A 25663-nucleotide genomic window follows, 5' to 3' on the forward strand; every position below is an offset into this window, starting at 1 on the left:
ATTATGAAAAAAAATTACCTTCTTTTGGGAAGTAGGCTCCTCTTGGTTACGCTTCTATTTCTCATCTGCCAAAATGTATTTTCCCAGGATATCTCCATTTCCGGGAAAGTTTCGGATGAACAATCAGGGACTACTTTACCTGGTGCCTCGGTAACTTTGAAAGGATCCACCACTATTGGTGTCACAACAGATGCTGACGGTAACTATTCAATCAAAGTGCCATCCAGTGCACAAACAATCGTCGTTTCGTTCATCGGCTACACCGCCAAAGAAGTTGCGATCGGAAACAGAACGGTTATTGATGTAACTATGGTGAGCGACGTAAGCGCATTGGAAGAGGTAATCGTGACAGGATACGGGTCGCAGTCAAAACGCGACATTACGGGTTCCGTAACGACAGTAAATGCCAAAGATCTTCAGTCTGTTCCCGCTACAACATTCGCACAGCAGCTGCAGGGGCGTGCCTCAGGACTTAACATTGTTAATGATGCCACGCCAGGCGGTAATGCCACAGTACGTATCAGGGGTTTTGGTACCATTGGTAATAATGATCCCCTTTTTATCATTGATGGTGTACCTACCGAAAACCAGGGTAACCTTAACCCAAATGATATCGAAACCATTCAAATCTTAAAGGACGCATCTTCCGCGTCTATTTACGGATCACGTGCAGCGAATGGTGTTGTAATTATCACGACAAAGCGAGGAAAGATTGGCAAGCCAGTGATTTCATTCAATGCGTACTATGGAACTCAGAAAACCTATAAAGATGTAGAGGCCTTGAATTCACAAGAATTGGGTAGATATCTTTATCTGGCAGACAAGTATGCAGGAAAGACGCCTTCGCACGGCCAATATACATTTGGTCCGAACGGAGAGGTTACTATTCCTGACTATGTTTTTCCAAGCAAAGGAAAGGAAGGTACCCCTGACGTGGACCCAGCCAAATATTCACTAGTTCCTGGTAACATCTACGCGATCACCAAATCAGCCGATACGGATTGGTGGAAAGAACTTACTACCACTGCTCCAATTCAGAACTACCAGCTATCAGCCTCAGGAGGTACCGAAAATAGCCGCTATGCACTGTCTGTTGGGTATTTCAGCCAGGATGGAGTTGTAAAATTCATCGGATATGACCGGTATACGATTCGCGCGAATACAGAGTTTTCTGCACTTGGGAAACGCCTACGCGTAGGAGAGAACCTTGCTGTGTCATTTGATAACAGAAAAGGAGGTTTTGGAAACAATCAGGAACAGAATGCGGTTTCAGGTAGCTATAAGCATCATCCGTTACTTCCTGTCTATGACATTGCCGGCAACTTCGCAGGTTCACGCGGTGCCAATCTCGGTAACAACTCTAACCCTTATGCTACGCTTTTTCGTGAAAAAGATAATACTACCTATCGTTTGCGTGCCTTCGGTAATGTTTACGGTGAATTTGATATCATTCCAAACCTCACCATTAAGACAAGTCTTGGAATTGACGGTGTAAGCCAAAGAGGCCGTTACATTGGACGCGCCAATCCTGAATACGTTGAAGGTAGCTTCAATAATGGTTCAACTTCTACCGATTACTATTCTTACCAATGGGTTTGGACAAATACTTTAAGTTATTCCAAAAATTTTGGGACAAACCACAAGGTGGATGCCTACATTGGGATAGAGTCCATTCGTGAATTTGCTGAAGAGTTTGGTGCAAGCCGCCAAGGTTATGCTTTTGAAATTCCCTCTATCATTAATTATCTGAATTTGGGAGATGCTACAAAAGCAACCAACTTTGGAGGAGTGAATAGGGATTACAGCCTTTATTCTCAGTTCGGCAAAATCAACTACTCTTATGCAGATAAATATCTGCTCCAATTTATTCTACGGAATGATGCTTCTTCCCGTTTTCAACAAGCTTCCAGAAGCGCCTTGTTCCCGGCTTTCAGTGCGGGATGGAGGTTGTCAGAAGAAAACTTCCTGAAAGGAGCTGAATTTATAAATGACTTGAAAATCCGTTACGGATGGGGTAGAACAGGTAACCAGAAGATCGGGGATTACAATGCCTTCACCACTTACCGCGCCGATATTTTCCACGCAGGTTATCCAATCGACGGATCAGGCAGCCAGCCAACAATCGGTTATGATGCTTCCTCATTTGGTAATCCAAAGGCGAAATGGGAAACAACGACTTCCAATAACCTTGGTTTGGACGCAACATTCCTGAACGACGCATTGACATTTGAAATCGATTTTTGGAACCGTAAGACAGCTGACATGTTGTTTTCAACGCCAATCACCTTTACTGCTGGAGATGCAAGTGCACCGTCCTTTAATGTTGGTGCAATGACAAACAAAGGGATTGATTTGGGGATAGGTTATCGCAATACGTTGATGAAGGGTGACCTTCGGTATGGCGTATCCATGAACTATTCGATGTACAGAAATACGGTTGATAAACTTGATGAAAGTGACGCTACCAAGTATTTCGGATCGGGATCACGTGTTCCTGCTGTAACGCTTACTCAAGCAGGTCTGCCGTTGTCAACCTATTATGGATATCAAGTTTTAGGCATATTCCAATCGGACGAAGAAGCTAAAGCGTGGGCGCCTTATGGTTCTTATAACAAGGCCGGGAAGTTTAAAATTGCCGATATTAACAATGATGGAAAAATCACGGATGATGATCGTACCGTTATTGGAAATCCCCACCCTGATTTTGTATATGGTATCAATGTGAATGTTGGTTATAAAATGTTTGACTTAACTGTATTTGGAAACGGTGTTGTGGGTAATGAGATTTTCAGCTACCTGCGTTATTTCACTGATTTTAATACTTTTCAGGGCAACAGGGCAAAACGCGCATTGTATGACGCATGGCAGCCAGATCATAAAGAAGGTACTGTACCAATTATGGATGCAGATGACCAGATCAGCAGCCGGCCATCCAGCTACTTCGTTGAAAAGGGTACTTACTTCCGTCTGAAAAATGTTCAGTTGACATTCACGGTTCCAAAGGCTGCGGCTGCAAAAATCGGATTTAGCAATGCACAGATTTATCTGCAAGGTCAGAACATGCTGACTGTCACCAAATATACGGGTCTAAACCCGGAGATCCAGACAGGTCAGGATAATACGCTGGGTTTTGACGGAGGCTTTATGCCTGTGTCCAGAACATTCCTGGTTGGGTTAAATTTCTCTTTCTGACAGCCCATAATTTTATTGACTTTAAAACTTCAGATATATGAATAGGAAATTTTTAAAATATTTAGTTTCAGTAGGTTTGGCAATAGGTATTGTGACTGCTTGTAAGGATGAATTCCTTACAAGAGACCCACAAGGACAATATAGCCCCACTGCCTTAAAAACCCCTAGTGGGGTTGAAGGTTTGCTGATTGGAGCTTACTCCATGATCGACGGCCAAGGTCTTGACGGTCAGGATCCCTGGAACAATGATATCCAGAGCTGGGTGTTTGGCGGACTTGCATCAGATGATTCGTACAAGGGAACGGATGCGGGTGATCAGCCTGAGCAGTCGTTTATCGAAAAATATGATTTTCAGCCAACCAACAACCACATTAAAAACAAATGGAGAGGACTGTATAAAGGAGTCGCCCGTACGAATGATGTGATCAATACTTTGGCGGAAGTCGAAGGAATGTCAGAAGCAAGAAGAGCGCAAATCATAGCGGAGGCCAGATTCTTGCGTGGATTGTTTCACTTCGAGGCAAAAAAAATGTGGAAGACCGTTCCTTACATTGACGAAAACACTTATAAACTCGATGATCTGGAAAGCACCAAAATACCAAATGACAAAGACATTTGGCCGATGATAGAAGCGGATTTTAAAGCTGCATCAGATGCTCTTCCAGTGACCCAAAGCCAGGTTGGGCGTCCAACCAAATCTGCGGCTTTGGCGTTCCTTGCAAAGGCTTATATGTACCAAGGTTGGAATGTAACAACAGGGGCTCCAAATCTGCCAGCACTTCAAAAGGCCAAGCCTGTTTTGGAGCAAATTGTTGCATCCGGCAAATTTTCACTTGCTCCGAGATTCGAAGATAACTTCCTGATAGGTACACGTAATAATGCTGAATCTATTTTTGAAATCCAGTATTCTGTTTCAAGTGCTTCAGGCGATGCCGCAGATGCAGGAGTAGGTCTGGCACATCCCTACATCGATCCCTGGGGATGCTGTGGGTTTTACCAGCCGTCTCAAAACCTTGTAAATGCTTTCAAGACCACCGCCACCGGCCTACCTCTATTGGATGCTTTTAACGATTCGGATGTTAAGAATGACCAAGGGCTCAAGTATTCGGATCCCTTCGAACCTTATACCGGAACTTTGGATCCGCGGTTGGACGTGACTGTTGGACGCCGTGGCATTCTTTTTAAAGATTTCAAAATTCATGGAAGTGATTTTATCCGGGATCCAACTTACGCTGGTCCTTATTCTCCTAAAAAGCATATTTCTGAGAAAGCGGGATTTGGAGTTAACGGTTGGGGTAACCTTTCCAGTAACAATTACCGGATTATGCGCTACGGAATGGTGCTGCTTTGGCTGGCTGAAGTAGAAGTTGAACTCGGCAATCTTGAAAACGCTAGAAAACTTGTCAATCAGATTCGTACCCGGGCTGCCAATCCTGCCGGCTTTGTGAAGAAAGCAGTTCAGGGACCAAAGTCAAGAGATGATTATACGGTACTGAATGAGCCCGCTGCCAACTATGTAATTAAAACTTACGATCAGGCCTGGGCGGATGCTGCAACTGCTCGCAAGGCAGTGAGGTTTGAATCCCGTCTGGAATTTGCTATGGAAGGTCACCGTTTCTTCGACCTGCAGAGATGGGGAATTGCTGCAGAAACACTGAACAAATATGTGACAGTTGAAGCAACCAAGCGCGTTTACAAAAAGGGAGCTGTCTTTACAAAAGGCAAAAATGAATATTTCCCAATTCCGCAGGAAGCAATTGACCGTTCATACAAGGAAGGTGCAGCGACACTTACACAAGATCCTGCCTATAAATAATTTTGGCTAGTTAATACCAATATTTGTTAAGCGTTGTAATTAGAAAAGCCTCTGTACAGTTAAGTACAGAGGCTTTCTTCATTTACCGGCTCCTAGTTGATTGGGATTGCGTGTGCCGGTTTTTCTGAACCAGGAATAACCGGAAGGGTAATTTGCAAAATCCCGTTGACGTATTCAGCCCGAATGTTTTCGGCATCTACGGTTTCATCGATCATAAAACTCCTTTCAAACGGCGTTTTGATGAATTCATGCCGGATCCAATTTTTATGTTCAGCCGGGTCACTTTTCAGCGCATAAGAAATGCTCAGTTCGTGGCCTTTAACATTAATTTTGAATTCTTCCTTTGCCCGGTCCGGTGCGAAAATGAACAAGTCGTAACTACCATCATTTTTCACAATGTTGACCGGTACCCTGAATTCTCCCGGGCCGCCGAAGCCCCTTCCAAAATGTTCGTGGCGCATTCCAAAGCCACGGTTTCCATATCTATTACACATCTTATGTTTTGTTTATTGGTTACTGTTTAAATTTTCAGCCGGACTTTCTAATGGTTCGGCTTGCCTCCTATTACCCTCGTTGTAATGACTCCTCCAATGCTGTCCGCAACCGAAGCCAGCGTAATTTCCGTGCATTCTTTTGTGAAATCGGTCACCGACCGTCAGGTGGAGACTCGCAGCTGTGATCAACGCAACGCTGAACCCAAGCAGCACTCTTGTTCCTCTTCTCATGGTTAGATATTTTTAGGATTTTGATTAAAATGATCATGAAGTCCTTCTTTGCCGCGAGACGACTGGTGGACATCATAGTTGTCGTGAATTGGATGATACCTTCTCCATCTGCCATATCCTCGTCTTCCCGCAATCAGCCGGAATATCAATCCGATGAAAAGGAAAAAGAATAAGGCTTTGAATAGGAGAAATGGTATTGCAAACAGCAGTATCCCTCCTAATATGCCTGCTACGATTACTTTTAAAATGGGTGTTATCATGGCGCTTTAAATCTGTTTTTTTTTCGCACACAATATCGTGCACATATTCTCAGACGGGCGAGAGAAATAAATACTTTAAACGCTACAAAAAAATAAAACCCGGCTTTCGGGCCGGGCTTGTTGGTTAGGTATTTTCGGGAGGCTTTCCACATCTTCTTCGCATTTCCTGTCGGAATTTGATACGCTCTTCGTCGCTCATGCCCATCCATTTATTGCGCCAGTCGCTAAATGGGCTTTTGCCGGGCATACCGCCTTTATCAAAATTCTGCCACTTATTCCACCGGTCGGGGCCTCCCATAGGACCCCTAAAACCGCCAAAGAGAATTTTACATAACACAAATAAACCCACGGCCTGCCAGTAGGATATTGGGTTGGCATTTAAGGCATATGGCAATATAGCGTTCCATAACAGGCGGATAACCAACCCCAATATAAGTGCAGCAGCCAGCGCAAAAACTGGAAATAGCCCGAAACGTTTTTTATATCTGTTGTGCTGATTCATGGTAAGCAAATTTAGTAATTTACGAATTCCCGATAAATAGTTTCCAGTCGTTCGCGTAAATGCTTGACGGCATACCGTTTACGGGAAATCAATGTCTTGATGTTTTCCCCAGTCCTGTCGGAAATTTCCTGGAAGGTCTTATCTTCCAATTCATTCCAGACAAATACCTGACGCTGATTTTCAGGAAGTTCCTGCAAAGCAATGGTTAATTGTTCCCAGAAAAGCTCCTTCATATAAGCTGTTTCGGGTGTATTATCGTCTGCGAGAAGAATATCCTTGAAATAAAACTCGCCTTCTTCGTCCTCATAGCCAAAATCTTCAAGAGAATCAGGTTTTTGCTTTCTGTATTTGTCAATGATCCGGTTTCGTGCTACGCGGTAAAGCCAGCTTCCTATTTGCTCGATCGCTTCAATCTCTGGTAAACTGCTCAGCTGAAACCAGACATCCTGCAATATATCTTCCGCATCCTCATCTGTATTGACACGCTGCCGGATGAATCCCAGTAACTGCTTACTATAAGAAGTGACGGTTTGAATGATATTTGGCTTTTTCTGTGACAAGCGAAATGGCTAATAGATGCAGGGTTATAGACGGATTGTTTTGCAAAATACTTTAAATGGGGGTGGTTTTTTGGCCACGAATACACCGCAGCGGCGGACCGCGAATGAGGCACGAATTTGTTGTTAACTGCCAATCTCACTAATAAACTAATTCTCTCACTTTTTCTTTAAAGAAACTTTGTTGTTGTTATTTCTTTTTAAAGTACAATTGAAGCATAATTGTACTAATCCTACTTACGTGTCAAATTTCAAACGACTTGTTGTACTTTTAAAATAAACGTATAACTATTCCTATATTTATAGATAACTGGAAAAAGAATTTTCATGATTGTAAAACTGCATTATTGACTTATATTCTATATGTTGTCTACATTTGAATCATCAAATCGGTTTTACGCCTCATCTGGCAAGCTGGTTTCAATAGCGGAAAATGTAATACTTATAAATATTTAAAAAGTACAATTGGTAATTTTAATTGGACATTAAACACTAGAAATAAAATGAAAAAAGTAATCTTGACAATCGCAGTTTTGGTGGGAGTATCAGCTGCAAATCTTTCTGTCGCTAGCGATAAAGTAAAGGAAAATAGTAGCATTGAGCTTGTCTCAACAGGTGAATTGAAATTTAAACTGACTCTGGGAAATGTAACTGAAAGATCTTCAGTTGTCATTAAAGATTTTGGTGGAGACGTTGTTTACAGCACTTCAATCCCTAAATCGGAAAACTACTCAAAGATTTTTGATCTTTCGAATCTTTCAGATGGTAACTATACATTCGTTATCAGCAATGGTAACGAAGTTTCTACAAAGCCATTTTCTATCTCGACTGAGACGAAACGTCAGGTAATTGCAGTAGTTAAATAATTGCAAATATCTCTGGAAGCGATGAAAGGCAGCCCGTATGGACTGCCTTTCATCTTGTAAGGTAATGACTAATAAGTCATTACTTTTTTTTCTTTGCTGCTTTGGAATGCCAGGTCAATCACTCTGGTGGTACGGATTATTTCTTCGGGCTTTACTGCCAACTCGGCTCCGTCTACGATGGCGTCATACACGTTCTGATAAAACTGGGCATAGTCTCCCGCCTCGCTTGCAATAGTACCGCTGAATTCTTCGGTATACAACTTCCCCCAGCGATTTTCCGGTTCGATACCCCACGGTTTTTCGGTTGGTAAAATATTCTTGCGTAGGGTTTCTTCCTGAGGATCAAGTCCGCCTTTTATAAAGGATCCCTTGGTGCCATGTAAAACGTAACGGAGCTGATTTTCAAAAACCATCAAACTTGATTTCAATATCACGAGCTTATCCTTATACCCGAGGCGAATATCAAAGTAATCGTCGATTTCACTATTCGGCCTTACGGCACGAATGTCAGCCGTTACAGTTTCTGGTTCGCCGAATAGCACCAGCGCCTGGTCGATCAAATGAGGGCCAAGATTGTAAACATTACCGCCGACCGGAACGCTTTTTTCTTTCCAGGATTCGGTAGGTACAACCTGGCGATAGCGGTCGTAGCGGCTTTCATATTCAATGACATCCCCTAATTTGCTGTCTGAGATTAATTTTTTCAAGGTTAAAAAATCGGAATCCCACCGGCGGTTCTGGTAAGCTGTCAGGATCAACCCTTTTTCTTTTGCAAGATCAACAAGCTGTCGGGCTTCCTGCTCGGTTGCAGCGAATGGTTTTTCGATAACGACATGCTTGCCATTTTCGAGCGCATCCATGGCGTACGGAAAATGGGTATCATTGGGCGTACAAATGAACACCAGGTCTATTTCTTCATCACTTAAAAGCTCCTCGATGGACCTGGCATTGCCAATTTCAGGGTCAAATTCCTGAGCGTCGTTTTTTGTCCTTTCAACAACCGTTTTGATTTTAAAGCCTGGATTGGTGCTTAGAAACGGGGCATGAAAGTATCGTCCGGACAATCCAAAACCAATCAGCCCGACATTTAATATTTTTGAAGACATAGTTTTCTGAAATGAATAATCTGTAAATATGGAAGCTCACAAAGTTAACTTTTGAAAGGAATTGCATTTGATTTTTATTCAAGGCAATGCGTAGGCCACATATTTATCCCCTGATTTGGTGTTAAGCTTGCCACCACCACAAGCTATGACGACATATTGCTTACCATTCACTGAATAGGTGCTTGGCGAAGCATAGCCGGCTGCAGGTAATGGTGCAGTCCAAAGCACTTTTCCGGTAACCTTATCCATCGCCCGGAACTGCTCGTCGCGGCTGGCTGCTATAAATAGCAGGCCGCTGGATGTTACCAAAGGGCCGCCGTAATTGTCCGTGCCAGTTGGCGCAATGCCCTTTTTTGTAAGCTCTTCGTATTCTCCCAGCGGAACCTGCCATCGGCGCTGACCCGTATTGAGATCCAAGGCTGTAAGCGTTCCCCAGGGCGGTGTGCTGACAGGATAACCATTTCGGTCATACCAACGGTTGTAGCCGGTATGTTGATAAGGAACCTGACTTTCGGAGCTGCTTACTACACTTTCACCTAAATTCTTATTGTTGAGAAATTCAATGACCGCGTTTCTTTCGGCTTCGGATATGTGTGAAAAAGAGGGCATCATTCCTTTTCCGCTTTTTAGGATGGCGCTGATTTGCAAGACAGATAGTTTGCTACCAATGTTGGCCAGAGAAGGATAAGATCCATCGTGGTTTCCTGCTTTGTCCGCACCGTGGCAGGAAGCGCAGTTGAGCTTATATATGTCGGACCCGGTTACGCCATTTTGATTTTTTGGCATTTCCTTCTTTATTAAAGAGGTATAGACCGGGATCTCTTTCGCAGGAATGTAGAGAATCCCATCCTGATCCGCCGCCGCTCCGCCCCATTGTGCACCACCATCAGTACCTGGGAAAAAGACAGTCATTTTTGAAGTAATGGGAATGTATGCGCTGCCCGTATTCGCCTTGCTTAACAAAGTTTCCAATGAATCCCTGTCTGCGACAAACGGGTTAAAATCTTTGGAAGTAAAGCTTTGGCGGGTAAATGGAACGGGTAAAGTAGGGATAGGCTGGGTAGCGTGCGGTTTTTCCCCGCTGATCGCCTTATAATTGAAAGCAGTTTCCTTGATTGGAAAAAGAGGCTCACCAGTAACCCGATTAAATACAAACGTGTAACCTTGCTTGGTGATTTGGGCCACAGCGTCAATGCGCTTTCCTTTGTGGGTTACCATAATCAGGTTCGGAGTGGTAGGCGGATCCCGGTCCCAGATATCGTGATGCACCAATTGAAAATGCCAGAGTCTTTTGCCGGTAGCCGCATCCAATGCGATAAGGCAGTTGGCGAACAGGTTTGCACCTGGCCGGTTACCTCCGTAAAAATCATAGGCAGCTGAGCCGGTTGGAATGTACACAATGCCGCGCTCCCGATCAATCGCCATGCCTGCCCAGGCATTCACGCCGCCAAAGTGTTGCCTTGCAGGCTGAGAAAACCAAGTTTTTGAGCCGAATTCATTGGGCGCAGGAATGGTGTGAAAAGTCCAGACCAACTTTCCTGAAATCACATCAAACGCCCTAACATCGCCTAACAATGCAGTTTCGGATTCAGCGACGCGTGCACCGACCAAGATCAGATTTTTGTAGATAGTGTTGGGCGTATTGGATGTGACATAGTCATCGGCACCCGGACGTTCAATGCCATTTTTCAAGTTAATCCTTCCGATTTCACCAAAAGTTACGATCAGTTTCCCCGTCTGGGCATCAATCCCGTAAAGCCACTTTCCGGCTCCGAAAAAGATTCTTTTGCTTTGCCCGTCAGTCCAATAGGTAACACCGCGGCTCAATGTACCGCCGTTTTCACTGACATTTGTTTTCCAGATTTCTTTGCCAGTTGCTGCGTCAATTGCGAAGGCTTGGATGTCAGCAGAAACGCCGTATAAAATGCCATTGATAATGATTGGATTGCATTGGATCTGGCTCCGGTTTCTGAGGGTGTCTGCTCCACCCGACGCATAAGTCCAGGCTACCTTCAATTGACCAACGTTTTCTTTGGTGATTTGATTGAGCGCGGAATAATGGCTTCGTGCACCGTCACCGTTGTATTCGGGCCAGTCGTTGGAATTATGAGCGGGGATAAAAATAAAGCTGCAAATGATCAATAAGCAGCTTAAAATAATAAGTATTAAGTTTTTCATGGACAAAAATTTATACATGAACTAAGCTTCGGTCCATAGTTCTTTTACTTTTTGCAGATCCTTTCTCATAGCGTCAAAAACAACTTTTTTATCAACGGTGATCTTATCTGCACCCTGGTCTGCGCCGCCGAGCGGATATTCGAGGTGAAGACAAACAGGTACATCGACTTGAAATTCCTTCAATAACTTGAAGTAAGTTTTGAAATCGACCATTCCTTCGCCCATAGGAACGCTTTTCACAGCCCATTTTCCATTGTTCTTTTCCCAAATAAAATCTTTCAACACGATGGTTTTGATGTGCGGGCGTATCAGATTAAAGCCAGTTTGCCAGGACAGTCCACCCTCGACTGTGGCATGTCTGATGTCATATTGTGCACCCATTGTTTTTGCATCCGCCTTTTGTAAAATATTCCAAATCTCAAACATCGAAGCGCCAACCATCCTGCCCGAATGGTTCTGATAACAACCATTCAAACCAATTGAGCCGTTTAATTTGCTTAGTCCGGCCATTTTGCCCTGGTATTCGTTCAGGAGTTCAGGGATTGATTTCTGGTCGTTGTATTTGTACCAGTTCATCCGGTAATATTTGAACCCCAGCTTGGCTGCCGTTTCCAGCACCTTCCTATCAATTGGATTGGAGGCATCTTCAACGGCTGTGCAGAACATTAATGGTGTAAAACCTACTTTTTTCATTGCTTCCACTGCCATAGGAAGATCCGCTTCAACCTTTTCAGGAAGTACATGGCCTTTTGGGCGAACAGTAAGGTCAATGCCGTCGAAACCTATCTCCTTCGCGATCTCCGACATATCCTGGTAATTCAGAAACTGCAGATGCTTGGAGAATATGTTAATCTTGGGAACTTCGGCAAGCATTGTCACAGGCTTCGAAATAACTTCACTACCGATAATTGGGACAATTGCCCCAGCAATTGCGCTGTTAATGAGAAAGTTGCGCCTGGAAATATGTTCAGACATGGTTATAGATTTAAATCACAAAACGGTGTTTTCCTTTTTGCTTTTATGCGTTAGGATCATAAGTGAGCAAAATGGGTTTTTTACCGCAGTAGTGATTTAAAATTCGTTTATAACAGCTCCGCCGAGAAGGCAATCATTCAGTATTGTGTATTTTTACAAAATGACCGTGGGGCCTGCCGTAATACACTTCAAAGCATTGGATGAGTTGGAACAAGTAGCTGCCGATCTTTTGGAAATCGGCGGGCAGGTACCTGTCTGGCTGTTTGAAGGTCACATGGGAGCCGGTAAAACAACACTTATCAAAGCCCTTTGCATAAAATTAGGTGTGAAATCCAACATTCAAAGCCCTACTTTTTCGCTGGTCAATGAATATGATGCGGGCGGAAAGCCGATTTATCACTTTGATTTTTACCGCATAAAGGATGAAACCGAGGCATTGGATATGGGTGTGGAGGAGTATTTTGATTCGGGGAACTACTGCTTCGTTGAATGGCCCGGTAAAATTGAATATCTATGGCCGCTGACCTACTTGCGATTAAATCTTCAGGCCGATGAAAGTGGCATGAGAACATTAGAAATTTCAAAGGTATAGCGGTTTAAAAACTTGGTTTCACTTTCATTTTTTGCTTATTAATGGCACAACCTCAGATTACCGGTTTTGAAGAACTTGCCAAACAATCTGTGCTGTATCCACAGGAAAAATTGCTGGCAGTTCGTAAGGATCAGAATTCCTTACACATTGGGTTGCCAAGAGAAGTTTCATTGCAGGAAAACCGGATCGCGCTTACACCTGACGCCGTCGGAATACTCGTCAGGCACGGACACGAGGTTTGGGTAGAAAATGATGCGGGAAAAGGAGCAAATCTATCGGATCATGAATACAGCGAAGCAGGCGCAAAAATTGTTCAGAGTGCTGAGGAGGTTTATCAGGCAAAAGTGATCCTTAAAATAGAACCACTGGTCGAAGACGAATTCCGTTATATTAAGTCAGGCACGACACTCATCTCTGCCCTCAACCTGCCTGCGCTGGAAAAACATTATTTCGAAAAGCTGAATGAGCTCAAAACAACAGGTATCGGTTATGAACTGATTGAGGATAAGGTTGGGGGCAAGCCTATTATACGTGCAATGGGGGAGATCGCAGGAAGTACCGTGTTACTAATTGCTGCGGAATATTTGTCCACTCCAAACGGCGGTCGAGGCATTATCCTGGGCGGTATTACAGGCGTGCCACCGACTAAAATTGTTATACTCGGCGCCGGAACGGTAGCCGAGTATGCTACCCGCGCGGCAATCAGCGTTGGCGCTGATATCAAAGTTTTTGACAAACATATTTATCGTTTGCAAAGACTTAAATATTCGATTGGGCAGAATTTATATACTTCTATCATTGATTCAGATACGCTTGGCGAAGCGATTGCCCGCGCAGATGTGGTGATCGGGACAATGCGCGCCGAGAATGGCATAAGTCCGCTGGTAGTGACCAAGGAAATGGTATCTCAAATGAAGCCTGGTTCCGTCATTATAGATGTCAGCATTGATCAGGGCGGATCGTTCGAAACGTCAAGGATGACCAGCCATAAGCATCCGATATTTAAATATAATGATGTAATCCATTATTGCGTTCCCAATATTCCTTCCAGGGTCGCACATACGGCCAGCACAGCTTTAAGCAATGTTTTTCTCCCATTTTTGCTCCAAACCGGAACAATCGGGGGCATCGAAGAAATGATTTATGCAAATCGGTGGTTTATGAAAGGAGTGTACTGCCACAAAGGAACATTAACCAATTCCCACATCGCCAGAAACTTCAATATGAGGTATAAGGATCTGACATTGTTGCTGGCAGCCAGGATGTAGAGGAGCTGTTAGCTCATTAGCCGTTAGCTTTTAACTTCATTTTCCCACGCAGCAACATTATCTAAAACTGCTAACAACTGGGAACCAAGCTTAAAAACTGACATTTAAAGTAAAAAAAGCTAACAGCTAATAGCTAACAGCTTACGACGCCCAACCCCAAACGAATGATCAACAATAGCAATGAAAATACCCTGATGGATGATGCCAACTCCCCGGAGTTGAACCAGAAACTGATGGGATACATATCACAGGATTTCATCAAAGTTGCAGACCAGCTTAAAGAGGCATCCTATCAGATCAGAAAACGCGGTTTTTCTGAATATCCCATCTTTACCGTGACCAATAACGACCTTCAAATGGGTGCTTTATTAATCGATGCAAAAGAACTGACCAACCTTTATTCCTACCGTGCGTCCTATATGCAGGAATTTGTTGACCGCAAATTGATTGGGGAAGAGTCGGTACTCATGTTTACTGAAAATTACAAAAACCCGGATGAGTTTTGCTGTCTGTTTGCCTTGATTGGTGAGTTTTCGGGTTTTGTATTTGTACCGTATCCCGAAGACTGATTTTCCAGCTTCCAGGATGGTTGTAACCGAAACATCATTCTCCTCCGCCGGTAGATAAACTATTTTCCCGCTAAGTTATTTTTTGGAAGACGTTTAAGCGAAAAACTTCTAGATTTATTAATTATTTTATTGATAATCAGCTTAAACTTCTCCGTATGGAATCGAAACTACCCCTCGAAAAAGAGTTAGAACCCATTTTTCTTCAAAAATTCCCCCCATTTTCAGACACGGTCAAAGAATTTCTGGTCAAGTACGGTCCGTATTTCTTACTTGTATTGTCCGTAATCGGCATTTTTGGCTTGCTGACCGCCTTTGGAGTTGGCAGCGCTGCGCTTGGACTTGGTGCCGTCTCACCTGGTATCGGATTCAACTTTTATCTCGGCATCGTGCTTGGCACGGTCACTCTTATTATGTATTTGATGGCATTTACACCATTAAAAGCACGGAAACGTGCTGGCTGGAATCTACTTTACTATGCATTGCTTGTCGGACTGGTAAGTAATCTGATTCAGTTAAGTATTCTCGGCGCTTTGATCGGAGGCGTCATCGGGTTCTGGGTGCTGTTCCAGATTAGGGAAAAGTATATTTTATAGTTATTTATACACACATTTGAGTGCAAGCGAGCGGTTTCCGCTCGCTTTTTTATTTGCCGCTAATCAGCCAAATAGTGCTTTCTTACTTGTAACTTTATTCCTGCTGCTTATATTTCGCATATTTGGCCAACGTTCATTGCATTCGATCATATGAATATTATAGAAGTCAGGAATGTCACAAAAGAGTATTCCAATCATGTCGCGCTCGACGATGTCAGTATTTCAATTCCCAAAGGCAGCATTTTTGGTTTATTAGGGCCCAATGGTGCCGGAAAAACCTCTCTCATCCGAATAATCAATCAAATTACGGGGCCTGATAAAGGACAAATTTTATTCGACGGCGAAATCCTTAATGCCAGCCATATTTCCAGGATTGGGTATTTACCGGAAGAGCGCGGACTTTACAAAAAGATGAAAGTCGGTGAACAGCTGCTATATCTTGCCCAATTGAAAGGCTTAAGCCAGAAACAGGCCATGGAAAAGCTGAAAATCTGGTTTGTGAAATTTGATATTAAGACCTGGTGGGACAAAAGTGTGTCCGACCTTTCTAAGGGAATGCAGCAAAAAGTACAGTTTGTGTCCACTGTTCTGCACGAACCCGATCTGATCATTCTCGATGAACCGTTTTCAGGATTCGACCCGATCAATGCCAATTTGATCCGTGATGAGATCCTCGAACTCAAACAAAAAGGGTGCACAATCATCTTCTCCACCCACAGGATGGAAACCGTGGAAGAGCTTTGTGACAACATTGCTTTGATCCATAAATCAAAAAAAGTCCTAGACGGCCCGAAAAAGGAAATCAAAGAGCAATTCAAGACCCACACCTATTTTGTGGAATACAAAGGAGAGCTGGATGGGCTGGAAAATACTTTCGAGATTCTTGATGAGAAAGAATTGGAAAGCGGCTACAAGCGCACGAACATCCACTTAGGCCAAAACATAAGTCCAAATGAACTGCTGACCAGCTTGTTGCCCAAAGTTGAAATCAGGTCTTTCGGCGAAAATATTCCGAGCATGAGCGACATTTTCATGCGCTCCGTTAATGAAGTTCCCGAAGGTTAGACGACTGAACTTACCCAATTATAAACATTTCTAAAATGCGTAATATTTTTCTGGTAATCAAAAGAGAATATCTGGTCAGGGTAAAGAAAAAATCTTTTCTGATCATGACCTTGCTGGCCCCATTGCTTTTTGTAGGATTTTACGCAGTGGTAATCTGGGTTGCAATCGGCTCTGTGGATACCAAAACGGTTCAGGTACTCGATGAAAGCGGCTTGTTTAAAAAGGAATTCAAAGATTCAGAAACGCTGAAATTTGTTTATCTGGATGCAAGCCTTGATTCCGCGAAAGCCAGGTTTAAGGGAAGTGAAGCCAATGCACTCGTATTCATTCCTAAAAATGTCATCAATGAACCGAAAAGCGTCCGCATTTACGCTGCTAAGAACGTGAGTATGGACCTCAAATCGGACATTGAAAAGGTCATTGAAAAGCAAATTGAAGATATCAAACTATCAGCAGCGGGAATTACCCATCAGATTTTAGAGGATTCGCGGGTTAATGTTACTTCTGAAACCATAAGCCTCAGCGATGAAGGTGAGAAAACAAGCAGCTCCGGAGCTGCAACCGTAATTGGTGGAATTTGCGCTTTTCTTATTTACATGTCCGTATTTATTTACGGAACTCAGGTCATGCGCGGTATCACGGAAGAAAAAACAAGCCGCATTGTTGAAGTAATCATTTCATCAGTAAAACCTTTTGATCTGATGCTGGGCAAAATCATTGGCGTCGCATTGGTAGGTCTTACCCAATTCGTTCTCTGGATTTTTCTTACAGCCGCATTGACCAGCGCCACCTCAGCGGCTCTGAGCAGCCAAATGCCAAAGGATTCTCCCCAGATGAAGCAAGAAATGAAAAAAATCCAGGATGGAATGCCCAACCGCCAAATGCCAGGAGGTACTGTTGAAAATCCGATTGCAGAAGTGCTGGGCGCCGTAAATAGCCTCAACATTCCTTTAATCATCGGATGCTTTTTATTCTACTATCTCGGCGGTTATCTGCTTTACAGTGCATTGTTTGGAGCTGTGGGAGCAGCCGTTGACAATGACGCTGATACACAGCAATTTATGCTGCCCATCACATTGCCAATCATTTTTTCTTTCGTTTTCGCGCAGTTCGTATTACGTGACCCGGATGGTAACCTGGCTTTCTGGACATCCATTATTCCCTTCACTTCACCGATAATTATGATGGTAAGGATCCCGTTTGGTGTACCAGCATGGGAGATTGCCCTTTCCATGGTGCTTTTGGTGCTCGGCTTCATGGGCACCACCTGGCTTGCAGCCCGGATTTATAGGGTCGGCATCCTGATGTACGGCAAAAAAGTAAGCTATAAAGAGCTGGCCAAATGGATATTCTACAAATAGTTCTTAACACTTTTTAAGAGACGGAAAATCTTGCCATTGTGGTAATTTTGCTAATTTTGGCCGATCATTGATAAAAACTGCTCCCAGAGAGTCACCATCTTTGCGCATTGTGCATATAAATTTTTCAAATCTACCAACTTTCAAATGACCCGTTTCAACCGAGCCAACAACCTTACGGGTTGGATTGTCTTCGCAATAGCACTCATTACCTACGCACTTACAGTTGAACGAACAGCCAGTTTTTGGGATTGCGGGGAATTCATAGCTTGCGCTTTCAAATTACAGGTGCCTCACCCTCCGGGAGCACCGTTTTTTCTTTTAATTGGCCGGCTTTTCTCTCTTTTTGCACTCGGTGATCTTAGTAATGTAGCTTACTGGATCAACATGGTTTCTGTACTGAGCAGCGCATTCACGATTTTGTTCCTGTTCTGGACGATCACGCTGCTTGTTCGTAAAATGATCTCCAAAACCGATGGGGAGTTGGATTTAGGGGAGATCGTTCTTTTGATGGGTGCCGGAGTCGTAGGCGCATTGGCATATACCTGGTCCGATTCATTTTGGTTTTCCGCTGTGGAGGCCGAAGTTTATGGGATGTCGTCGTTCTTTACCGCCATTGTGATTTGGGCTGTTTTCAAATGGGAGCGGGTGCAAGATCCGGCAACCGAAAACCGCTGGTTGATCCTGATCGCTTACCTAGTCGGTCTTTCAATCGGTGTCCACTTATTGAACCTCGTTACCATTCCCGCCCTTGCGCTTGTTTATTATTTTAAGAAATATCCTAAAAACACGGTTTTTGGTGGTATGGTCGCATTTGTCGGCGGTCTCGTTATTCTGGCAATAATCAATTCGGGTATCATTCCGGGCTTGCCGAGTGTAGCCGGAAAATTTGAAATATTCTTTGTGAACTCCCTTGGACTGCCTTATAAATCCGGGGTTATTTTCTTTATCATCATCTTTATTGGTGCGCTCATTTGGGGCATTCGCTATTCGCATCAAAAAGGTAAGGTGTTATTAAACACAGGTTTATTGTCACTCGCTTTCGTCCTGATCGGATACGCCAGTTATTTAATGGTGCTTGTTCGTGCAGAATACAATCCGCCAATCAATGAGAACAATCCGAATGATGTACTGAGTTTTGTTTCTTATTTGAAACGGGAGCAATACGGAAGTCGTCCCTTGCTTTACGGTCCTTCATTTGTTTCCCGCCCAATCAGTCAGAAACGCGGCGCACCCATGTACCGCAAGCAAGATGGCAAGTACGCGATTTACGACTACCGCCCGGAATATGAGTATGAACCAGGCAGCAGTATGTTATTGCCAAGGATGTACAGCACCCAATCGGGTCACCCGCAGCTTTATCAGCAGATGACCGGGCTGGCGGAAGGACAAAAGCCGAGTATGGGGAACAACTTATCATTTATGTTCTCTTACCAGATCGGGCATATGTACTGGCGGTATTTTCTCTGGAATTTTGTAGGCAGGGAAAGTGATGAGGAAGGTGCAGGAAATATGCTTCCCTGGGATATGGCCAAGAAATATCCGGAGCCAATTCTAGAAAATAAAGCGCATGACAACTACTTTATGCTGCCATTTCTGCTTGGTTTATTCGGTGTGGTGGTTATTTATTTCCGTCAAAAACGTGATTTACTGGTGCTCGGATTGTTATTCGTCCTTACCGGCGTTGCCCTTGTAGTTTACCTCAATTCCCCGCCCACAGAACCTCGCGAACGTGATTATATATATGTGGGGTCCTTTTACATTTTCTGTATCTGGATTGGTTATGGGGTTATTGCTGTTGCAGATGCGATCAGCAAATTTGTAAAAAATTCGGCGACCAGGGCAGGCGTTGCAGCTGGCATAAGTCTGATCGTCCCGGTTATTATGGGGGTAAAAGGTTGGGATAATCACAACCGTAACCATAGATATCATTCTGTTGATTTTGCTAAAAACCTGCTCAATTCCTGTGCGCCCAATGCAATCCTGTTCACGGGCGGCGATAATGATACATTCCCTTTATGGTATGTGCAGGAAGTGGAAGGTTTTCGGACCGACGTGCGGGTTTGTAACCTAAGCTTACTGGGTACCGACTGGTATATTGACCAGATGAAGCGCAAAACCTATCTCTCTGAGGCACTTCCGATTTCATTGGAAAAGATCAATTATGCTTTTGGTAAAAATGACATCGTTCCTTTCTATGAAATTCCAAGTGTTAAGAATGGTATCAATCTGAAAGAATATCTTGGTTTGGTGAGGCAGGAAAATAAGGCGATCCAGGTGCCGCTTACCAGTGGTGATATGACGTCAATACTTCCATCGTCTGTACTTTTCCTTCCTGTAAATGCAGACGCGATCCGGAAAATGAACATTATCAAAAGCGATCTGATGCCATTTGTGAGTGACTCGATCAGTTGGACAATTGGGAAAGGCGATCTATATAAATCCGACCTGATCATGCTGGACATCATTGCTACCAATGATTGGAAACGCCCGATCTATTTTTCATCGACATTAGGCGGATCAAGCTATCTGAATTTGAAAGAGTATATGCAATTGGAAGGTTATGCTTATCGGTTGCTGCCGGTGAAAGTGCCAGGGGCGAGCGATGGTTATGTGAACTCAGATGTGATGTATAATAATCTGATGACCAAGATGTTCTGGCGCGACTTGGATAATCCAAATACTTATTATGATAACACCTACCTGGGTTCTCCGGTAGCTACGGCGCGCATTGCATTTCTGCGGTTAGCTGGCCAGCTTATCGCGGACGGCCGGAAGGACGAAGCCAAAAAAGCGATCGACAAATCGCTGGCGACCATGCCGGATAAGAGCATTCCGTATGATCAGTTCTCTGCCAATTTTATTGGACCATTATTTGATCTGGGAGAAACCAAAAGAGCATTGGATATTGCAGAAACGATGTCCAACCGTGCGGATGAAGTATTGACCTGGGCGAGAGACAATGGCACTACCAAGCGTCGGGACAGCAATGTTTACCTGTACATTTTACAGATCATTGTGCAGGAATGCCGTGAAGCCAAACAGGAAGCCGCCACCAAAAAATACGAAGCGCTGTTTCAAAAACACATGACCGCAATGAACATGTACGGCGGGCAGTAATAAAATTGTCATGCTGAGCGGCCCCTTCCGCTCAGCATGACAACGTTACTCCATTTTAACTTTTACCCAAACCAGCCGGTGGTCTGAGCTAGCTTCACGCTTTTCAACAAACTCAGCCATCGATTCGCCTTTTCCAGGCCAGAAAACGCCGCTATCGATGATCTGAAAGCCTTTTCGGGAAGGTAGAACATAATCGGCGCGCATTCTCCAAAAAGCAGTATGATTTTTTGCGAATACATTGGTGCTGCTGTGTTCCGCACCACCTTTACTCGATGGCGGCGTCTCGCTGTTAATTTTAGGATCTGCGAGCAGCGACCTGATCCCTTGTGAAATGGCATCGCCCTCGTCCGGAGAAGCATTCTGATCTCCGAGAATCACAAAGCGAGAATCTGCTTTCAAGCCGCCTTTGGTTCCTTTGTCGTCGTAAATATAGGAGCTGTTTTTATCGCTGATGTAGTCTTTCCAAAACCGTATTTCATCATGATTTCTTTTGCCATTCCGATCTTCCGGGCCGTCGAATGTAGGAGGGGTAGGGTGACTGGCCAGAATATGTATTGTTTCATTTCCAACTTTAACCGGAATATCCCAATGTGACTTGGATGAAAGCGGAAACTGGGCCCACGCTTCTGGCACATACCAATCGGAACCATCTGGTTTCGTGATCTTTAAAGCGCCGGGCATATCTTTCCATTTGAAATGCTGGAACGTTCTTACGTTCTCTGTATCAATGGGATATCTGGATATAAACACCATTCCATATTGACCCGGATACTTTCCAAAACCCCAGGCATCATTTCCAAATTGCTCGGTCTTTCCATCATTATTTAAATCGTAAGGACTTGGCTGCCCGGTGTTGACCGTGGAGTAATAGTAGTATGGATAATCAATGCCTTTTAAATTACCCGAATCTTCTTTTAAATAAGCTTTCACAAACTGCATGACACCAGCCTGGGGATCTTTGATATAATCAAATTCGTTTAGCAAGATCACATCGGGCCTGACCGTCTTGATAATGCTGGCAATATTGCGGATCTGCTGGTTTTGTCCGGAGGCCAGTTCTTTAACCAGCACCTGCTCCGAAATACCCGTTGTGCCGCGCGGGACATAATTTTCAGCTTCCATACTTACATTATAGGTAGCGAATGTAAGTTCTGCCGATTTGGTTGTGGTTTGGGCAAATAAGGAACTTGTGTAAAGCATTAGAAGTGAAAGTTGTAGCCGGATCATATGGTTGTTCAATGTTGATGCTTTTGAAAATACTAAAAATAGCGGTTTGCAAGGCAAATAAAAAGAGCCGCTTCTTTTGAAAGCGACTCATATATTCATTGGTGTCAGTATTCATTTCAATGGAAAAAGTCTTTCATCTTGTCAAAAAAGCCCTTTTCGTTTTTACCTGGTTTGGGCTGAAAGTTTGGGGAATGCCTGAGTGATTCAAGCGTTTCCCGCTCATCGGTAGTAAGTTGCTGTGGCGTCCAAACATTGATGTGAACCAGCTGATCACCTTTGCCATAACCGTTCAAATCTTTAACGCCTTTACCTTTCAATCGAAGTATCTTACCTGCCTGCGTTCCCTGTTCCACCGTAATTCGGGCTTTTCCATCAATAGTAGGGATTTCAACCGAAGTGCCCAATGCAGCATCAACAAAACTCAGGTGCATATCAAAGATCACATTATTGCCATCTCTTTTCAAAAACGCATCTTCTTCTTCTTCGATCACGATCAACAAGTCGCCGGCAACCCCACCCCGGGTCGGAACATTTCCTTTTCCGGACATTGAAAGCTGCATGCCTTCCGCAACACCACCGGGAATATTAAGCGTAATCAGATCATCTTGTAGCAACCTTCCTTCTCCTGCGCAGGAATCGCAGCGTTCGCTGATGATCTTGCCGTCGCCATTACAGGTTGGACAAGTGCTAGTAGAAACCATTTGGCCCAACATAGTGCTAACCACTTTCCGAACTTGGCCGGTCCCGTTACAGGAATTACAATTGGTGAGTGAAGTTCCGTGTTTCGCGCCGTTGCCACCACAGGTATTGCAGGTCACGTGACGTTTTACTTTAATTTTCTTTTCAACACCATTGGCAACCTCTTCGAGGTTCAATTTCAGTTTAATCCTCAGATCAGAACCTTTTCGTACCCTGCGGCCATTTCCACCGCCAGTGCGCCCGAAAATATCGCCAAACGGACTGCTATCTCCGAAAATATCGCCGAATTGTGAGAAAATATCATCCATTGAGAAGCCGCCGCCGCTAAAACCGCCAGCTCCCGCACCGGCTCCGCCCACACCTGCGTGACCATACTGATCATATCGGGCGCGTTTGTTATCGTCACTCAGAACGCTGTAAGCCTCTGCTGCTTCTTTAAATTTATCTTCTGCGGTTGGGTCATCCGGGTTCTTATCCGGATGAAATTTGATTGCCAGCTTACGGTAAGCCTTTTTAATGTCATCGGCTGCTGCCCCACGGTCTACGCCAAGAACCTCGTAAAAATCTCTTTTCTTTGCCATTTTATATTGCGAGTGAATCCTATCAGAGGTTAACGTTATATTATGAGCCTACGATCACTTTGGCGTAGCGTATGACTTTATCATTAAGATAATACCCTTTTTCAATCTCATCGATCACTTTTCCTTTCAATTCTTCCGAAGGTGCGGGAAATTGTGCGATCGACTCATGTATTTCAACATCAAAAGTTTCACCTTTGGAAACCATCGGCCTCAAACCTTTTGATTCAAGTGTTTTGAAAAGCTTTGTATAAATAAGGTCAACGCCTTCTTTCAACGCGTCTATTTCTGTGGATGAATCAAAAGAGACTTTGGCACGCTCGAAATCATCGACAATAGGAAGGATTAATTTAACTGTATCAGCACTGGCTCCGGAAATCATTTCCAGTTTTTCCTTCGCTGTTCTTCTTCTAAAATTCTCAAAATCAGCGTAAAGACGCAGGTATTTGTCTTTTAGCTCTGTAATTTCTTTTTTCGCCAAATCCAGCGGGTCTGCCGATGGAACTTCTCGTGAGGGCGCCTCACCGGTAATCTCTTGGCCAGCATTATCAACAGGCAGGGAATCTAAAATCTCCTCAGTTTCCAAACTGTCAGCTTCCAATGGCGCATTTTCCTCGTTCATATCGTATTTTTTGTCTTGATCAATGTTGAATTCTGTATTTTCCGCCATAACTCGTTATCAAAAATTGGTTTTTGTAGCGACCACTTTACCCCTAAATTATTTTGCCACAGCTAAAATACTGACAAGATGGCATTTTACAATCAATTCGTAACTTTGTAGAATGACTACCGAAGATCTCGTAAAGCAGGAAAGAAGTCAGTTTATTAAAGCCAAAGCACAGGAAAATGGTTTCGATTTCTGTGGTATTTCAAAAGCCGACTTTCTTGAAAACGAGGCCCCGAGACTGGAAAACTGGCTCAACAAGCATCACCATGGTGAAATGGGCTATATGGCCAATCATTTCGATAAAAGGCTTGATCCCCGCAAACTGGTTGATGGCGCGAAAAGTGTAATTTCCGTTCTTCTTAATTATTATCCTGAAAAGAAACTCCCTGAACAAGCGGATGACCTCAAAGTCTCCAAGTATGCCTACGGCACAGATTATCATTTTGTATTGAAAGAAAAGCTTGGCTCACTCCTGCTGGCCATCCAGGAAGAGATCGGCGACGTGAACGGGCGGATATTTGTTGATTCAGCTCCGGTGATGGACAAAGCCTGGGCCGCCAAAAGTGGGCTGGGTTGGATCGGGAAGCATTCCAATCTGCTCAATCGGGAAATGGGCAGTTTCTTTTTTATCGGTGAGATCATCTGTGACCTTGACCTGGCTTATGACGGGGCAGTAGGTGATTATTGCGGAACATGCACCCGCTGCATCGATGCCTGCCCGACCGATGCCATTACCGATCCTTTTGTGGTCGACGGCAGCAAATGCATTAGTTATTACACCATTGAATTGAAGGAAGCTATTCCAGAGGACGTGCGCGGTAAATTCGATAACTGGGTTTTTGGCTGTGATATCTGCCAGGATGTATGTCCCTGGAACCGGTTTTCAAAACCGCATGTGACCGAAGAACTCGACTTGCCGGAAACGTTGGCAGGCTTCACAAATAGCGACTGGCAGGACATTACCGAGGAAGTTTTTCGCGAAATATTCAGACGCTCCCCCATCAGAAGGGCCAAATTCGAGGGTTTGAAGCGCAATATCGAATTTGTTATATCGTCTAAATAAAAAGCACAATTAATTCCTAAACCTTTTATATTTGAAATTCGGGAGTTCCTTTCGATGACTGAATAAAACACTCAAAATATGAGAAAACAATCTGTCAATCTTTGGGCGGTATTGGTATGTGTGGTAATTGGACAAGTGATTCCTGCTTTGTGGTACAGCGCTTTTTCTGAACAATGGATGGCATTAAATGGCTTTACAATCGATCAGGTCAAATCAGCCAACAGCCCGGCTCCCTATCTTGCCAGCATTGTTTCTTCTTCCTTTATGGCCTACACGCTCGGCTGGGTGTTTACTAAAATTCATGTAAAATCACTGCTTGCCGGATTTCTTATTGGATTGCTTTTTGGTGTTGTGTTTGTGCTTTTTGGAATAATTGTCAAAGACATGTTTTCCCTGAAACCCCTGTTGCTATCATTGATTGATGGCGGCGTAAGCGTAATCATCTATGCGATCACAGGCAGTATTCTCGGTGTTTGGCGCAAATACGAATAGCCGCCGCCAAATTCTCATCTTATTATAATACTAGTTCCTCGCTTGCCGGTCCCGGCAATGTACCCTTGTTTACAAGATTATTCCTGTTTGTCCTCGTGGTTGTTTGGCAATCCGATTGTTGGCTTCAATTTGCCAGCAACAGTATATTCTAAACTCATGTCTTCGAACACGCACTAAATATATTCTGTTCCAATA

At 43.9% G+C, this 25663-nt stretch carries 23 protein-coding genes; 12 read left to right on the forward strand and 11 right to left on the reverse strand.

The window, feature by feature from the left end; translation table 11 throughout:
* The first annotated feature begins 3 nt into the window (after window positions 1-3).
* Both FHS68_RS05285 and FHS68_RS05290 read left to right on the forward strand, forming a co-directional pair.
* A complete protein-coding gene (locus FHS68_RS05285) occupies window positions 4-3192 on the forward strand; it encodes a SusC/RagA family TonB-linked outer membrane protein (protein ID WP_167267862.1) in 3189 nt (1062 codons plus the stop codon).
* 37 nt (window positions 3193-3229) lie between these two features.
* Window positions 3230-5008: a RagB/SusD family nutrient uptake outer membrane protein gene (locus FHS68_RS05290; protein ID WP_167267864.1), complete on the forward strand. Its 1779-nt coding sequence runs from the start codon at window positions 3230-3232 to the stop codon at window positions 5006-5008.
* Between the two features lie 92 nt (window positions 5009-5100).
* Here FHS68_RS05290 and FHS68_RS05295 read toward each other — a convergent pair whose 3' ends face one another.
* From FHS68_RS05295 to FHS68_RS05315, 5 genes are all read right to left on the reverse strand, one after another.
* The gene (locus FHS68_RS05295) at window positions 5101-5469 is read right to left on the reverse strand and encodes an Hsp20/alpha crystallin family protein (RefSeq protein ID WP_229211774.1); all 369 of its coding nucleotides are present in this window, start codon (window positions 5467-5469) and stop codon (window positions 5101-5103) included.
* A gap of 45 nt (window positions 5470-5514) precedes the next feature.
* Window positions 5515-5733 carry a hypothetical protein gene (locus FHS68_RS05300; RefSeq protein WP_167267867.1) on the reverse strand — a complete coding sequence of 73 codons (219 nt, stop codon included), beginning with the start codon at window positions 5731-5733 and terminating at the stop codon, window positions 5515-5517.
* A gap of 2 nt (window positions 5734-5735) precedes the next feature.
* Entirely contained in the window at window positions 5736-5993 is a 258-nt protein-coding gene (locus tag FHS68_RS05305; RefSeq protein WP_167267869.1) for a hypothetical protein, read from the reverse strand.
* A gap of 124 nt (window positions 5994-6117) precedes the next feature.
* Complete coding sequence (locus FHS68_RS05310) at window positions 6118-6495, reverse strand: hypothetical protein (RefSeq protein ID WP_167267870.1); 378 nt, start codon at window positions 6493-6495, stop codon at window positions 6118-6120.
* 11 nt (window positions 6496-6506) lie between these two features.
* Complete coding sequence (locus FHS68_RS05315; RefSeq protein ID WP_167267872.1) at window positions 6507-7055, reverse strand: RNA polymerase sigma factor; 549 nt, start codon at window positions 7053-7055, stop codon at window positions 6507-6509.
* Between the two features lie 500 nt (window positions 7056-7555).
* Between FHS68_RS05315 and FHS68_RS05320 the strand changes: the two genes are divergently transcribed.
* On the forward strand, window positions 7556-7918 hold the full coding sequence (locus FHS68_RS05320; protein WP_167267874.1) for a T9SS type A sorting domain-containing protein: 363 nt from the start codon (window positions 7556-7558) through the stop codon (window positions 7916-7918).
* Between the two features lie 68 nt (window positions 7919-7986).
* Here FHS68_RS05320 and FHS68_RS05325 read toward each other — a convergent pair whose 3' ends face one another.
* The 3 genes from FHS68_RS05325 to FHS68_RS05335 all read right to left on the reverse strand — a co-directional run bounded on the left by FHS68_RS05325 (window position 7987) and on the right by FHS68_RS05335 (window position 12177).
* A complete protein-coding gene (locus FHS68_RS05325) occupies window positions 7987-9024 on the reverse strand; it encodes a Gfo/Idh/MocA family oxidoreductase (protein ID WP_167267876.1) in 1038 nt (345 codons plus the stop codon).
* A 78-nt stretch (window positions 9025-9102) separates the two neighbouring features.
* Window positions 9103-11202: an outer membrane protein assembly factor BamB family protein gene (locus tag FHS68_RS05330; protein WP_167267878.1), complete on the reverse strand. Its 2100-nt coding sequence runs from the start codon at window positions 11200-11202 to the stop codon at window positions 9103-9105.
* A gap of 21 nt (window positions 11203-11223) precedes the next feature.
* Window positions 11224-12177, reverse strand: a complete 954-nt coding sequence (locus FHS68_RS05335) for a sugar phosphate isomerase/epimerase family protein (protein ID WP_167267879.1) — start codon at window positions 12175-12177, stop codon at window positions 11224-11226.
* A gap of 160 nt (window positions 12178-12337) precedes the next feature.
* Between FHS68_RS05335 and tsaE the strand changes: the two genes are divergently transcribed.
* The 7 genes from tsaE (at window position 12338) to FHS68_RS05370 (ending at window position 20742) form a co-directional block, all read left to right on the forward strand.
* Window positions 12338-12769 carry a tRNA (adenosine(37)-N6)-threonylcarbamoyltransferase complex ATPase subunit type 1 TsaE gene (gene tsaE / locus FHS68_RS05340; RefSeq protein WP_167268751.1) on the forward strand — a complete coding sequence of 144 codons (432 nt, stop codon included), beginning with the start codon at window positions 12338-12340 and terminating at the stop codon, window positions 12767-12769.
* A gap of 41 nt (window positions 12770-12810) precedes the next feature.
* On the forward strand, window positions 12811-14037 hold the full coding sequence (locus tag FHS68_RS05345) for an alanine dehydrogenase (protein WP_208408168.1): 1227 nt from the start codon (window positions 12811-12813) through the stop codon (window positions 14035-14037).
* Window positions 14038-14201: 164 nt separating this feature from the next.
* A complete protein-coding gene (locus FHS68_RS05350; RefSeq protein WP_167267881.1) occupies window positions 14202-14606 on the forward strand; it encodes a hypothetical protein in 405 nt (134 codons plus the stop codon).
* 155 nt (window positions 14607-14761) lie between these two features.
* Window positions 14762-15199, forward strand: coding sequence for a hypothetical protein (locus tag FHS68_RS05355; RefSeq protein WP_167267883.1), 438 nt, complete (start codon window positions 14762-14764; stop codon window positions 15197-15199).
* 150 nt (window positions 15200-15349) lie between these two features.
* A complete protein-coding gene (locus FHS68_RS05360; RefSeq protein WP_167267885.1) occupies window positions 15350-16264 on the forward strand; it encodes an ABC transporter ATP-binding protein in 915 nt (304 codons plus the stop codon).
* 35 nt (window positions 16265-16299) lie between these two features.
* Window positions 16300-17625: an ABC transporter permease gene (locus FHS68_RS05365; protein ID WP_167267887.1), complete on the forward strand. Its 1326-nt coding sequence runs from the start codon at window positions 16300-16302 to the stop codon at window positions 17623-17625.
* Between the two features lie 144 nt (window positions 17626-17769).
* Complete coding sequence (locus FHS68_RS05370; protein ID WP_167267888.1) at window positions 17770-20742, forward strand: glycosyltransferase family 117 protein; 2973 nt, start codon at window positions 17770-17772, stop codon at window positions 20740-20742.
* 45 nt (window positions 20743-20787) lie between these two features.
* On the opposite strand, the gene FHS68_RS05375 is transcribed toward FHS68_RS05370, so the two are convergent.
* The 3 genes from FHS68_RS05375 to FHS68_RS05385 form a co-directional block, all read right to left on the reverse strand.
* A complete protein-coding gene (locus FHS68_RS05375; RefSeq protein WP_229211775.1) occupies window positions 20788-21942 on the reverse strand; it encodes an endonuclease/exonuclease/phosphatase family protein in 1155 nt (384 codons plus the stop codon).
* Window positions 21943-22085: 143 nt separating this feature from the next.
* Entirely contained in the window at window positions 22086-23249 is a 1164-nt protein-coding gene (gene dnaJ / locus FHS68_RS05380) for a molecular chaperone DnaJ (protein ID WP_167267891.1), read from the reverse strand.
* Window positions 23250-23289: 40 nt separating this feature from the next.
* On the reverse strand, window positions 23290-23916 hold the full coding sequence (locus tag FHS68_RS05385; protein ID WP_229211776.1) for a nucleotide exchange factor GrpE: 627 nt from the start codon (window positions 23914-23916) through the stop codon (window positions 23290-23292).
* A gap of 112 nt (window positions 23917-24028) precedes the next feature.
* Between FHS68_RS05385 and queG the strand changes: the two genes are divergently transcribed.
* Window positions 24029-24976 carry a tRNA epoxyqueuosine(34) reductase QueG gene (gene queG, locus FHS68_RS05390; RefSeq protein ID WP_167267893.1) on the forward strand — a complete coding sequence of 316 codons (948 nt, stop codon included), beginning with the start codon at window positions 24029-24031 and terminating at the stop codon, window positions 24974-24976.
* A 78-nt stretch (window positions 24977-25054) separates the two neighbouring features.
* Complete coding sequence (locus FHS68_RS05395) at window positions 25055-25468, forward strand: DUF1761 domain-containing protein (RefSeq protein ID WP_167267894.1); 414 nt, start codon at window positions 25055-25057, stop codon at window positions 25466-25468.
* The last annotated feature ends 195 nt before the right edge of the window (window positions 25469-25663 follow it).

This window comes from Dyadobacter arcticus (assembly GCF_011762185.1).
Classification (GTDB): Bacteria; Bacteroidota; Bacteroidia; order Cytophagales; family Spirosomataceae; genus Dyadobacter; species Dyadobacter arcticus.